Here is a 12,127-nt window from a genome sequence, read left to right on the forward strand (position 1 = left end):
GTCGTTGTTCGGGGTTGCCGTTGACTGATGCGCAGTGGGTGCGGATCGAGCCGTTGCTCCCGGACCGGACGCCGAAGCGGGGTGGCCGCTGGCGTTCGTCCTCACCGCCGGTCTTCGACCGCGAGGCGTACAGGCAGCGCAACACCGTCGAGCGGTGCATCAGCCGCCTGAAGCAGTGGCGCGGCATCGCCATTCGCGACGAGACGACCGCCACCATCTACCTCGCCGGACTTCACATCGCGGGCCTCTTCCTCTGGTCCGCCCGCTGATCCGAACGAAACCGCCTGGGCACGCCAAGTTCGGCGATGGCATCGAAACGCATACGGCCCGCACCGGCCCCACGCCACTGTCGCGGCCGGATCAGCGGCACTCCTCTGGATGCCAGCGTCGAGATTTCTCTGCCGGCGCCAATCGTGCACGGAAGTCGACCGGACAGTCGGGGGCCGGTGGGGGCCGGTGGGGGCCGGTCGGATGTCAGGCGAGGAAGCCGTTCACCGTCTTGGTGAACCAGTCGGGGTCTTCCTCGGCGACGAAGTGCCCCGTCGGGGCGACCGCTCCCTGGACGTCGTCGGCGTGGGGGGCCAGGGCCTGGGCTGTGGCGGTGCCGGAGCGGGTGGAGCCGACGGCGAGGACGGGCATGGGCAGCTTTCGCTCGGCGAGCAGGGCGCGGTTCTCGCGGCCGTCGTCCAGGAGGGTGCGGTAGTGCTCGAAGCCGCCGCGCAGCCGTTCGCGGCCGGTGTACGCCCGGGCGTAAGCGGCAAGGTCGTGGTCGCTGAAGGTGCCAGGATTGGACATGGCGGTGAACGTGGCGGTGAAGAACTCCAGTTCGTGGCAATCGAAGAGCATTTCCGGAATGTCACGGGTCATGAAGAAGCCGAAGTGCCACATGCCGCCCTCGGCAACGTTCATCGCCTCCTCCAAGCCGAGGCCGGGCAGCAGGGAGTCGATCAGGATCAGGTGGGAGATGTCCTCGGGGTGGGCGGCGGCCCAGGCGAAGGCAACCATGGAGCCGATGTCGTGGCCGGCAACAGCCACGGGGCCGGTGAGGTTCAACGTGGTGAGGATGCCGCGGATGTCGTCGGCCTGGTTGGTCTTGGCGTAGCCGCCCTCAGGCCGGTCGCTGTCGCCGGTGCCGCGCAGGTCGGGAACGACGACGGTGTGGTTTCGGGCGAGGTCGGGCATGACGCGGGCCCAGGCGCGTGAGGTCTGGGGCCAGCCATGGAGCAGGACCAGAACCGGTCCGCTGCCGCCGACCGCGACCGACAGGCGGGTGTCGTTGGTGTCGATCTGCTGCGTGGAGAAGCCGTCGGGAAGCCAGTCGGCAGTGCTCATCACAGGGGCCTTTCATTGAAGACAAATGGTCGACACGTGTGCTGCGGGAAGGCGTGATGGAGGGGCGTCGAGGTGGAGGCTTCGTCACCGCGGGTGGCACGTGGCAGTGGCGAAGCCGTGGTCACCCTGCGGGGGTGGCCAGCCGGCGCAGACGTTCCTCGCCGATCATGGTCAGCATGTCGGTGTGCCGCGGTTGCCAGCCCAGGTCCCGCTGTGCGCGGACGGCGCGGATGCGGCCGGAGACGGCCATGATCAGGGCTCCGAATTCGCCCCACACTCCGGCGGCCTCCTCGGAGGTGAGGCTGCGCGTCTTGACGCCGAGGTCGGTGGCGACGCGTTCGGCGATCCAGCGGTTGGGGGTCTCTCCGGCCACGGCGTGGTAGAGCCCGCCGGGTCGGCCCTTTTCCAGGGCGAGGGAGAACAGGCGGGTCACGTCGTCGATGTGGACGTGACTGTACGTGTTCAGCCCTTCCCCGATGTAGCAGGCTGCTCCTGTCGCGGCCACCGACTGGTAGACCATCGACACGTGGCCGTGATCGCCGGGTCCCCAGATCAGACCGGGCCGGATGACCATCGCGCGCAACCCGTCCTGGGCGGTGGCCAGGACGGTGTCCTCGGCGGCCTTGCGGTAGTCGGCCAGGGGTTCGGGCGTGAACGGGTCGTCCTCGGCGAAGACGTCCGGGCTCCAGGCGCCCGCGGTGCGCTGGACCAGCACTCCGTTGCCGGACAGGAAGATCAGTGTCTTGTCCGTGCCGGTCAGGGCCCGGGTGAGGTCCTGAACGGTCGCGGTCTCCTGTTCGGGTCCGCTCTGGGCGGCATAGATGACCGCATCGGCGGCCTGGGCCGCCTCGATGACGGCGGGGCGGCGCTCGTCCAGGTCTCCTGCCACGGGGGTGATGCCCTGGGAGGCGAGGGTGGCGGCTGCGCTCTTGGTGCGGGCCAGGCCGGTGACCGTGTGGCCTTCGGCGGAAAGGCGCCGGGCGAGGGCGCCGCCGACGAAGCCGGTGGCGCCGATGATGAAGATGTTCATGGCGCGGCTTCCTCAGGAGGGCAGGGCGCTGAGCTCGCCGCCGTCGGCGAACAAGACCGCGCCATTGACGTAGGAGCTGGCCGGGCCCACCAGGAAGGAGACGATCTCGGCGATCTCGCTGGGGTCTCCGGCACGGCCGCGGGCGTTGGCCTTGTCCAGCATCGCGGTGTGCTCGCCGAGCATGGCCTTGGTGCCCTCGGTGTGCACGGGGCCGGGCGAGACGGTGTTGACCCGCACGCCCGACGGGCCGAACTCGGTGGCCCAGTAGCGGGTGAGGATCTCGACGCCGGCCTTGGAGGCTCCGTAGGCGGCGCCGACGGGGGCGGGCATGCGTGCCGCGCTGGAACCGACGATCACGATCGAGCCGTGGCCACGCTCGGCCATGCCTGGTGCCAGCGCGCCGACCAGTAGGAACGGGGCACGTGTGTTGATGGCGACCTGTCGGTCGAAACTCGCGGCGTCGCTCGCAGCCGTAGGGGCGAACGCGTACAGACCCGCGCTGTTGACCAGGATGTCCACCGCTCCCGCCTCGGCGGCCAGGCGCAGCGTGTCATCGGCGTCTGTGAGGTCTGCGGCGATGAAACGGGCGCTGCCGCCCTCTGCCTCGATCTCCTTGACCAGGGCTTCGCCACGGGCCTGATCGCGGCCGTGCAGGACGAGGATCGCGCCCTGGCTTGCCAGATTCTGCGCGATGGCCTTGCCGATGCCTGAGGTCGCTCCGGTCACGAGTGCGGTGCGGCCCTGCAAAGCGATGTCGGCGCTCATGGTGACCTTCCTTCTGTGGTGCTCTCGGCGCCCGATGCGGATCGCCTCGGTGCCCTTCCGCAATCCACTATGCACGACAGATGTTCTGTCAACAAGAACATCTGTCGTTGAGCACATGTAGTACGGTGTGCGGGTGAGCGCATCCACGTCCGAGAACAAGAAGCCGCGCGCCGAGGCGGAATCCCTGGCGCTGGACACCGACCTGGGCTGGGCGATCCGCATGGTCTCCGCGGCGTTCCGCCGAGTCGCCACCGACTCCGTCGCAGACCTGCCCGGCGGAGCCCGCGGCTACCTGGTCCTGGTGGCACTGGCCGGCGGAAGCGAGCCCCCTTCGCAACTCGCCCTGGCCAACGAGGTGAGTCTCGACCGCACCGTGATGACCTACCTCCTCGACGACCTGGAAGCCCACCACCTGGTGACCCGCAAGCCGGACCCACGCGACCGACGCGCCCGCCAGGTCCTCATTACCGACACCGGACGCGCCCGCCTCATGGAAGTACGGAAAAGCCTCGGCGCCGCCGAGTCACGCCTCCTCGCCGACCTCGACCCCGCGGACACCGAGCGACTGCGAACATTGCTCGCCCGCGTCGCACAGACCGCGCAGCGCGAAGTCATCGCCCCCGATGACGCGGAGTGTTAGCCACACTGGCCTTCGAAGACCCAGCCGGGGCCGTAGGGTCTGCTTCGGTGGTGCGCCACTTGCCGGGGATGCCCGGCACGGTGTGCGGCAAGCAGTCCGGTGCCGGGTTGCCCGGCAGGCAACGTGGGGTGCGGGGCTGCCGGGTCAGGCGCGGCGGGCGGCCCAGATGGTGCGCTCGGTGCGTACGGCGAGATCCTCGCGGCGCAGCAGGCTGCTGGGGCTGTCGGTGTCCAGGAGTTCGTCGAGTGCGGTGAGGTCCTCGGGGCTGAGGGCGGGGGCGGCTACGCCACGGATGCGCTGAAGAGTGCTGAGCGCGTAGCGCCCGACGGCCTCGCTGTGCCTGCCCTCGATGTTGACGGTGAGGGTGCGCTCGGCCTCGACGGTGAAGCCGGCGGCGGTCAGCATCGGGCCCCAGTCGGCGCCGCGGTGCGGAACGTGCTCGGCGTGGAAGCTGTCGGTCGCGGCGTGGGCGCGCTCTTCGAGGCCGGGCCGGCTCTCAGGGGCACCGGCGGGCAGGAAGCGGGGAAAGCCCGCGAGTTCGACGACGGCGAACAGGCCCCCGGGGGCGAGCAGGTCGCGGACGCTCGCCAGGGCGCGGTCGGGGTCGGCCATGTGGTGCATCGAGGCCGAGGCCCACACCAGGTCCGGTGTGCCGAGGTCGGGCCAATGGGCACTGTCGAGATCGGCCTGCACGGTCCGTATGTGCCCCTCGACGCCGCGGGCGCATGCCTTCTCGCGCAGAAGCTGAAGATGCCCGGCCGAGAAGTCGACGGCGGTCACATGCGCGTCGGGGAAGCGTTCGAGGAGCGCGAAGGCGCCCGCGCCGGTGCCGCAGCCCAGGTCCACGATCTGGCGCGGCTCGCTCTTCAGCGGAAGCCAGGCGGTGATGGCCGCAATGTGCTCGGCGAGCACCTCGGCATCCAGATCGAGGATCTCCGCCTGCCCGCTGTCGCTGTGCTCATGGTTGCCGTCATGGCCATGGCCGGGGTGGTGACCGCCTTGGCCCTGGTGGGGAGTGTGCCGGTGGGTTTGGGTCATGGGTGCCACCGTAGGCCCGCCATGCGCCATCCGCACGATCATTTGCGTAATGCGCAATGAGGTCGATGCGTGCGCTGCCAGGCACGCAAGACCATCCACCGCTTCGGGCTTCTGACGCGATGGCGGCGCGCTCTTCGCGCGGACCGTGGACGCTCATTCGCATGGACCTTGGGCGTCTCCACAGTCGGCCTCGGTGCCGGCGGCCGCGTCCTTCTGGTGACCGCGGCGGGCGTCGCGGTCGAAGATGCCCATGATCTCGCAGGGGCCGCCCTCGGCGCCGATGGCGTGCGGCATCATGGTCGGGAACTCGGCGGCCTGGTTGGTCTCGATGCGAAAGCGCCGGTGGCCGAGCATGAGGACAGCGGTGCCGGACAGTACGACCAGCCACTCGCGGCCGGGGTGGGCGCGCATCCGGGCCGGATTGTCGGGCGGCGGGTCGGTCATCCGCTGACGCATCACGCTCATACCGGGGTCACCCTTTATGGGCCAGCGCATCAGGCCGTGGGTGCCGTCGATCATCGGGCTGATGACGACATCGTCGGCCGCGCTCTCCACGAGCTGGTCCAACGTGGTGTCCAGAGCGCGGGCGAGGGTCACCAGCTGGTCCAGGGCGAGGCGGCGCTGACCGTTCTCGATCCGGCTCAGCGAGGACTGGCTGAGGTTCGCCCGGGTGGCCAGTTCCTCCAGGGACCAGCCCTGCGCGACGCGCAGCGCGCGGATCCGTTTGCGTACGAGGCTGTCCAGCTGCCCATCTTCTTGCGTCATGGGCAACATCGTATGCCCTTGATGCAAAGTGGGCTTAACGTCGAAGACAGATGGCTCAGCACGGGGGCAGGTACGACGAAAGGGCGCGACATGTCTGCGCAGATTCTCCACGACGAGAGCGATCCCCTGCCCACCGAGACCGTGGACGTGGTGGTGATCGGCGGTGGCGCCGCGGGCCTGAACGGCGCGCTGATGCCGGCCCGCTCGCGCCGCTCGGTCGTCGTGATCGACAGCGGCACCCCGCGCAACGCACCCGCCGCCGCCATGCACGGCTCCATCGTCCTGGACGGCACGCCGCCCCCGGGATTTCCGAGCGCGGGCGCCGACAGGTACGCCAGTACGGCGGCCAGGTCGTCTTCGGGCACGTCGCCGTGGCCGAACCCGCCGCCCCCGCCACGGACGGCGACCTGCGGTTCACCATCACCCTGGCCGACGGCCGCACCCTGACGGCGCGCCGGGTTCTGGTGGCCACCGGCCTGCGCGACGTGCTGCCCGAGGTGCCCGGCCTGGCCGAGCACTGGGGAGACAGCGTGGTCCACTGCCCCTACTGCCACGGCTATGAGGTAGGCGATGAGCCCATCGGCATCGTCGCCACCGGCCCTCTCTCCGTCCACCACGCCTGGCTGTTCCGCCAGCTCACGGACGGTCCTGGCTGTCGCCACCCGGATGGAAGCCCGCAGCGAGGGCCTGGAGGGCCTGCGTCTGCCGATGGAGGACCTGCCCGACGGCATCGGCCGCCGCTTCGCCTCCGCAATGGCCGGCGCCACCGAGATCCCGGGTGTGTGGGTGGCCGGCAACGCCACCGGCCTCAGCGCCCAGGTCGGCGCCTCCGCGTCGGCCGGCTCGCACATCAACGCCCTGCTGGCCACGGCGGACACCGGCGCGGCGCTCGCCGCCGCACTGAAACCCACCGGCTGACCCTCAAGCCCCGCTGCTGAACATCCGCGCGACCGCGGTCCAGTGGTCCGCGCGGTGAGCAAGTCCCTGTGTCACCAACCTGGCGACCGGCTCTGTCCCGGCGCTGAGTCGGCATGCCCTTTCGGAAGGAAACCATGAGTACCCATAAGCCTCCCCTGGCACCGGATACACCGACCAGCGGTGAGGGTGCGCTGGATGCGCGTCAGCTGCGCGCGATCCTGATCACCGTCTCGCTCGCGCTGATGGCTGTCATCGCCTCGGTGTCCGGGCTGAATGTCGCCCAGACCCATATGGCTGTGGAGTGGGGCGCCTCGCAGACCACGGTTCTGTGGATCATCAATATCTACACCCTCGCCCTGGCCGCGCTGCTGCTGCCGCTCGGCGCGATCGGTGACCGCTTCGGCCGCAAGCCCTTGCTGATCACCGGGCTGATCCTTTTCGGTACCGCCAGTGTCGTGGCCGGGCTCGCCCCGTCGGCCGCGGTGATGATCGGCGCCCGTGTGGCCGCGGGTGTCAGCGCCGCGATGATCATGCCGATCACGCTGTCCGTCATCACCTCCAACTTCCCCGAGGAGGAACGGGGTAAGGCCATCGGCGTGTGGACCGGCGTCGCCGGAGGCGGCGGCATCCTGGGCATGTTCCTCTCCGCCCTCCTGGTCGATGTCGCCGACTGGCGCTGGCTGTTCGTGCTGCCCGTGGTCCTGGCGGTCGTCGCACTGGCGATGACCGTGAAGTCGGTGCCCAACTCCCGTGAGCGCTCCGCGCATTCCTTCGACACCATCGGTGCACTGGTCTCCGCCATCGCCGTGATCGCGCTCATCTTCGTCCTCCAGGAAGGCCCCGAGCGCGGCTGGACCGCCTCCATCACCCTGCTCAGCCTGGCCGTCGGCGTCGTCGCTGCCCTCGCCTTCGTCGCCTGGGAGCTGCACCGCCGCGACGCGGCCCTCCTTGACGTACGCATGTTCCGTGAGCGTGGTCTGGCCTCCGGCTCGATCACCCTGCTGGTCGTCTTCGGCGTCTTCGCCGGCATCGCCGTGGTCCTCTTCCCGTTCTTCCAGGCCGTGCTCGGCTGGTCCGGGCTGCTGTCCACAGCGGCGCTGATGCCGATGGCCGTCATGATGATGATGACCTCCGGCCTGGCCCCGAAGCTCGCCGCCAGGATCGGTGCGCGCGCCACCATGACGGTGGGCGTCGCGCTGGGCACGCTCGGCCTGGCGCTGATGGCCCTGTTCGTGACCGTCGAGGGCGGCTACCTGTCCATTCTGCCCGGCATGATCGCCATGGGCATCGGCATGGGACTGTCCATGACGCCCTCCACCGAAGCCATCACCGGCTCACTTCCCCGCGGCAAGCAGGGAGTTGCCTCCGCGCTCAACGACGTCACCCGCGAATTCGGCACCGCCCTTGGTGTCGCGATGCTCGGCGCGCTCCTGGCGGGCGGCTACCGCAGCGCCATCGACAGCAGGCTCGACGGCATCCCCGATGGGGCCGCGGACACCGCACGCGAAGGCATCGCCACCGCCATCGAGGTCGCACCCACCACCGGCAGCCACGCCCCGAACCTCATCCACGCCGCACAGCAGTCCTTCGTCGACGGCTGGCAGCAAGCCATGTGGATCGGCGCTGCCGTGATGGGTGTCCTGCTCGTCTACGTCGCCCTGCGAGGCCCGAAGAACACCGCCCCCGCCGAAGCCGACGGGAAAGCAGCCCCGGAGGCCGGGGCCGCGGAGAGCGTCGCCTCCCGCTGACCTCACAGGAACTCCGTGCGGACGGAGCACGCCTCCCCCGCACGGCCAACGGCCGTCGGGCGCACTGCGATGTCGCGGTGTGCCCGACGGCCGCCGCACAGCGCCCTGAGCCCAACCCCGTACCCAACCAGCCCCGTACCCCAACCACATACAGGAGCAACACTCATGACCACCATCGAGCTGACCGCGAACAACTTCAACGAGGTCATCTCCGGCAACGACTTCGTCATCATCGATTTCTGGACCGAATGGTGCCTACCTTGCCGCAAGTTCGGGTTCGTCTCACGGTCTTGTCCTCGGAAGCGACGCAAGGTCCGGGAAGTGGGCGACGTACGAGTCACGGCTCACGGAAGGCTGGGGCGTCTGGTCGACGGCGTACCCGGTGTGGGTACGCCGCCGACCAGACGGAGTCGGGTCAGAGCGGCGCGTGCGGGTACTGTTCGGCGCGGTGCTGGAAGGCCAGGACCGCGGGGTCCTGGACGGTGCCGCCGCGGATCTCGATCGCTCCGCGAATCGTGCGGTCGCCGTCCCAGCCGTCCGGCCCTTCGAGAACCGGCCGCAGGAACGGGATCAGCGCCTCGCTGTTCTCCCAGGTGGCCGCATCCCACAGGTAGGAGGGGCTGTGGTCCACGGCGTAGTAGTGGACGTGGTCGCCGACGGTGAGCATCGGGTCGTTGAAGGTGGTGGGCCGAGCCCAGGCGAAGCCCATGCCCTCGTCGCAGGAGACGTCGATGACGAGGGTGCCGGGCGCGAGCTTCGGCAGGTCCTCCTCCGTCAGGAACATCAGCGGCGCCGCGGTGTCCTGGAGCACGCAGTTGACGATGATGTCGTGCCCGGTGAGGAACGTGGCCAGCGGCTCCGGACCGTCCTCAGTGAGCGCAATACTGCGCCGCGGGTCGAGGGTGTCGTCGGCCACGTCGTGGTCGAAGTGGACGATCCGTGCCGAGTGGATCGGTGAGCTGACGGCGGCGATGCTGCGGGCAGTCAGTACGTCCACGTCGTGAACGCCCAGCGCGCTGAGCGCGGTTACCGCGCCGCGGGCGGTGGCGCCGAAGCCGATCACCACCGCCCGCTGCCGACGCCCGTAGTCACCGGTCACCCCGGTCAGCTGCATGGCATGCAGCACCGACGAGTAGCCGGCCAGCTCGTTGTTCTTGTGGAAAACGTGCAGGCTGAATGTACCCTCCCGGGTCCAGTGGTTCATCGCCTCGAAGGCGATCACTGTGAGCTTGCGGTCGATGGCGGCCTGCGTGACCTTCTCGTCCTGCACGCAGTGCGGCCACCCCCACAGCACCTGCCCCTCCCGCAGCTCCGCCAGATCCTCGTGCAACGGTTTGGCCAGCAGGATGACGTCACACTCCGCGATCAGCTCCTCGCGTGAGCGAAAACCGGCGACCCACGGTGCAAGCTGACGGTCCGAAACACCGAAGTGCTCGCCGTAGCCGGTTTGCAGATAGATGCTGTGCTGAAGGTCGACGTCGATGCGATCGAAGTGCGCTGGGTGGATCGGCAGACGGTGCTCGTTCTCTTTCCGGGTCTGCGACATGATTCCGAGCTTGAGCTGCTGCAAAATACCCCTTTGATTGTTACCTGTCTAGCACATCCCGGGGGTGCGGGGCCTGGATCCGGTTGCGGTCGCAACACGAGCCGTAGATCCGCCCGCTGGAAGACGTCGTCGTGAGAGGCCGCCGGCGCCCGCACGCGGGACGACTCGGGAGCACCAGCCCCGTGGCGCCGGCCTCGACCCGGGCCCGGACCAGCCGCTCCCCGAGCCGCGGCACCTCCGGCAGACCCGAGGTGAACAGGAACGGGGCGGACCCCAGCATCCGGGCGAGCTCGCGCGACCGGACGGTCCGGCGAGAGGCTGGACCGCGATCGGGCAGCGTTACACCGTGGCCTTGATCCAGCGCAGGATCTGCGCGTTCGTCTGGGATGTGTTTCTGTGCAGCTGCACGTCGTGGCCGCTGTTGGGTACGACGATCGACTTGAGGTGGGCCTCGTCGGAGTAGTACGGCCGCTCGTTGGCCAGCATCGTCTTGGGGGTGCACGTACCGGCGGTGCAGTACTGGTCCTTGTCCCCGGTGACCAGGAGGGTGGGCACCTTGATCGAACGTGAGGGGGACTGCGCCGGAGGAAGGACTGCGCTGTCCGAGTCCGCTGAGGTGCTCACGTCCTTGAGCCGCTCGTCAGCCTTGATGACGGCCGGATCGGTGTTGGGCGTGTAGTAGAAGAACTGCCGCATGCCGGCGTTCGTGGTCAGGTAGCCGGGGTCATTGATCTGACCGCGGAACTTGGGATCATCCATCGCCTTGATCTCGAACTGGACGTCCTCTCCAGGGCCGCTGTCGGACGGTTCTTCCTGGCGGACGACGTGGCTCATACTGGTGAGCACGAACGCATCGACGTCGTCCCCGTACGTCGCGGCCTGGGACCAGGCCATGGACGAGCCCAGCGAGTGGCCGACCCAGACGACCTTGTCGAACGAGCGGCCCTTGATCTGGCCGGCGCGCAGCTCGGCGATCACTTGGTGGATGGCCTCGGTGCCGGAGCTCAGGGTGTACTTGGAGCTGGGCGGCAGGGTGCTCCTACCAGTGGCGAGCCGGTCGATGTTGAAGGTGGAGAAGCCGTCGGCGAGGGCCTTGGTGACGTAGGAGTAGCGACCGTCTTCCACTGGCATGTCGTAGTAGCTGTGGTTGTAGGTGGAGCCCGGGACGAGCAGCTGCACGGTGTCGCTCGCCTTGGTCTGATGGCGTGGCCGGCACAGTTCCCCGTATATGTGGGCCTTTCCTATCCTCTGGATCGACACCGGCACTCGCACTTCGTAACAGGCCGCGTCGGGGTGCCGTTCTTGCACGCTGCTCGGGACGGTGTGCGCTGTGGCCGATCGTGCGCGGGAGGTGGGCTCTGCCTGCGCGGCGGTGATCACCGGCACGACGATGCCTGCGACGGCAAGCGCCACCAGCGCGGCCGTGAGCGCTTTGGTCTTCGCCGAGAAGGTACGGCGGTGTGCAGTCATGGTTGTTCTCCAAAGACAGGGGCCCGCGAAGGGCATGAGAGCAAGACCGGCGGTCGCGATCCGGCCTGGCGGCGGGAGCGGACGGTAGAACCGGCCGCACCCGGGGCGGGGCGCGCGAGGCGGCCACGAGTTGTCCGGCACTGCCGCTGCGGCCCGGACAGTGCCGAAGTCTCCGGCCGACGGACCGTGTGTAACCGGAGGCGGGAGTACGTCAGTTCGGCGGGCCCTGAGCTGACTGACGAGCCGGGCGGGGCAGTGGATGCCCCGCGACAACCAGATCACGGTGTCCGTAGAGCCGGCCGTCCGGACGGGTGCCCGACGGTGCAGGGCGGTGGATCAGAAGTGCGCGTAGTAGGCGCGGACCAGGGCGAGCGTGAAGTCTTCCTCCATGAGCGCGCCGATCTGGGCGTGCAGCACGTCCCACTTGGGGTCGGCGTCCTGGGCGGCGAGTGCTTCGTCGCTCTTGAAGAACTCCATCGCCCACAACGTGTCGGGGTCGTCCTCGGCGCGCGCGATGATGACCTTGTCCGTGGCAGCGGACTCGTCACTCAACTTGGCGCACAGGGCGAACAGTTCGTCCCTCTTGCCGGGCTTCGCCTTGAACCGCAGGACCTTGCCGGGCTGGCGCGGGTCGATCACGGCTGTCTCCTTGCTTGTCGTGCACCGTCGTTGGACGGCGATCCGGGGGGGCTCGTCGGCGCAGGTGCCGGCGAAGCAGTGGTGAGGGCTAGGGCCTGTCGTTTGGATCAGGTCGCAGGAGGCCGAGGGTGCCGTTGCAATGCCGGTGAGCGGGGTCTGGTGCGTGCAGCTGCAAGGCGGAGGAGGGAGTCGACGCGGTGGGGGTCCCCCCTGCTCGAACGAAGTTGAGAGCTTGG

Annotated in this window: 11 protein-coding genes and 2 pseudogenes; 5 read left to right on the forward strand and 8 right to left on the reverse strand. The window is 69.0% G+C overall.

The window, feature by feature from the left end:
- The first annotated feature begins 20 nt into the window (after positions 1 to 20).
- Complete coding sequence (locus IO29_RS37005; protein ID WP_158709268.1) at positions 21 to 269, forward strand: transposase; 249 nt, start codon at positions 21 to 23, stop codon at positions 267 to 269.
- 205 nt (positions 270 to 474) lie between these two features.
- On the opposite strand, the gene IO29_RS25750 is transcribed toward IO29_RS37005, so the two are convergent.
- The 3 genes from IO29_RS25750 to IO29_RS25760 form a co-directional block, all read right to left on the reverse strand.
- Positions 475 to 1,332 (reverse strand): alpha/beta fold hydrolase, encoded by an 858-nt coding sequence (locus IO29_RS25750; protein ID WP_030377341.1) that lies wholly within the window; start codon positions 1,330 to 1,332, stop codon positions 475 to 477.
- A gap of 121 nt (positions 1,333 to 1,453) precedes the next feature.
- Positions 1,454 to 2,362 carry an NAD-dependent epimerase/dehydratase family protein gene (locus tag IO29_RS25755; protein WP_030377340.1) on the reverse strand — a complete coding sequence of 303 codons (909 nt, stop codon included), beginning with the start codon at positions 2,360 to 2,362 and terminating at the stop codon, positions 1,454 to 1,456.
- A gap of 12 nt (positions 2,363 to 2,374) precedes the next feature.
- Positions 2,375 to 3,127, reverse strand: a complete 753-nt coding sequence (locus IO29_RS25760) for an SDR family NAD(P)-dependent oxidoreductase (RefSeq protein WP_030377339.1) — start codon at positions 3,125 to 3,127, stop codon at positions 2,375 to 2,377.
- A 133-nt stretch (positions 3,128 to 3,260) separates the two neighbouring features.
- On the opposite strand from IO29_RS25760, the gene IO29_RS25765 reads away from it, so the two are divergent.
- Complete coding sequence (locus tag IO29_RS25765) at positions 3,261 to 3,767, forward strand: MarR family winged helix-turn-helix transcriptional regulator (protein ID WP_030377338.1); 507 nt, start codon at positions 3,261 to 3,263, stop codon at positions 3,765 to 3,767.
- 144 nt (positions 3,768 to 3,911) lie between these two features.
- Here the strand turns inward: IO29_RS25765 and IO29_RS25770 are convergent, their stop codons facing one another.
- Positions 3,912 to 4,805, reverse strand: coding sequence for a class I SAM-dependent methyltransferase (locus IO29_RS25770; RefSeq protein ID WP_030377337.1), 894 nt, complete (start codon positions 4,803 to 4,805; stop codon positions 3,912 to 3,914).
- A 153-nt stretch (positions 4,806 to 4,958) separates the two neighbouring features.
- Entirely contained in the window at positions 4,959 to 5,570 is a 612-nt protein-coding gene (locus IO29_RS25775; protein ID WP_030994036.1) for an XRE family transcriptional regulator, read from the reverse strand.
- Positions 5,571 to 5,660: 90 nt separating this feature from the next.
- Between IO29_RS25775 and IO29_RS25780 the strand changes: the two are divergent.
- The 3 genes and pseudogenes from IO29_RS25780 to IO29_RS37010 form a co-directional block, all read left to right on the forward strand.
- A pseudogene (locus IO29_RS25780) lies at positions 5,661 to 6,488 on the forward strand (FAD-dependent oxidoreductase).
- A 134-nt stretch (positions 6,489 to 6,622) separates the two neighbouring features.
- Positions 6,623 to 8,236 carry an MFS transporter gene (locus tag IO29_RS25785; protein WP_030377335.1) on the forward strand — a complete coding sequence of 538 codons (1,614 nt, stop codon included), beginning with the start codon at positions 6,623 to 6,625 and terminating at the stop codon, positions 8,234 to 8,236.
- A gap of 165 nt (positions 8,237 to 8,401) precedes the next feature.
- A pseudogene (locus IO29_RS37010) lies at positions 8,402 to 8,512 on the forward strand (thioredoxin family protein); the annotation flags it as partial.
- 139 nt (positions 8,513 to 8,651) lie between these two features.
- Here IO29_RS37010 and IO29_RS25795 read toward each other — a convergent pair.
- The 3 genes from IO29_RS25795 to IO29_RS25810 form a co-directional block, all read right to left on the reverse strand.
- Complete coding sequence (locus IO29_RS25795) at positions 8,652 to 9,806, reverse strand: N(5)-(carboxyethyl)ornithine synthase (RefSeq protein ID WP_030377333.1); 1,155 nt, start codon at positions 9,804 to 9,806, stop codon at positions 8,652 to 8,654.
- Positions 9,807 to 10,121: 315 nt separating this feature from the next.
- Positions 10,122 to 11,252: an alpha/beta hydrolase gene (locus IO29_RS25805; RefSeq protein ID WP_158709267.1), complete on the reverse strand. Its 1,131-nt coding sequence runs from the start codon at positions 11,250 to 11,252 to the stop codon at positions 10,122 to 10,124.
- 336 nt (positions 11,253 to 11,588) lie between these two features.
- Positions 11,589 to 11,891 (reverse strand): putative quinol monooxygenase, encoded by a 303-nt coding sequence (locus tag IO29_RS25810; protein WP_063738056.1) that lies wholly within the window; start codon positions 11,889 to 11,891, stop codon positions 11,589 to 11,591.
- Positions 11,892 to 12,127: the final 236 nt, after the last annotated feature.

Origin of the sequence: Streptomyces sp. NRRL F-6676 (genome assembly GCF_000725625.1) — a bacterium.
GTDB lineage: Bacteria > Actinomycetota > Actinomycetes > Streptomycetales > Streptomycetaceae > Streptomyces.

What these genes read in the sequence shown, in the direction of transcription:
- IO29_RS25805 (WP_158709267.1), bottom strand. Translation starts at nt 11,252, where the DNA reads ATGACTGCACACCGCCGTACCTTCTCGGCGAAGACCAAAGCGCTCACG.
- IO29_RS25760 (WP_030377339.1), bottom strand. Translation starts at nt 3,127, where the DNA reads ATGAGCGCCGACATCGCTTTGCAGGGCCGCACCGCACTCGTGACCGGA.
- IO29_RS25755 (WP_030377340.1), bottom strand. Translation starts at nt 2,362, where the DNA reads ATGAACATCTTCATCATCGGCGCCACCGGCTTCGTCGGCGGCGCCCTC.
- IO29_RS25775 (WP_030994036.1), bottom strand. Translation starts at nt 5,570, where the DNA reads ATGACGCAAGAAGATGGGCAGCTGGACAGCCTCGTACGCAAACGGATC.
- IO29_RS25785 (WP_030377335.1), top strand. Translation starts at nt 6,623, where the DNA reads ATGAGTACCCATAAGCCTCCCCTGGCACCGGATACACCGACCAGCGGT.
- IO29_RS25770 (WP_030377337.1), bottom strand. Translation starts at nt 4,805, where the DNA reads ATGACCCAAACCCACCGGCACACTCCCCACCAGGGCCAAGGCGGTCAC.
- IO29_RS25750 (WP_030377341.1), bottom strand. Translation starts at nt 1,332, where the DNA reads ATGAGCACTGCCGACTGGCTTCCCGACGGCTTCTCCACGCAGCAGATC.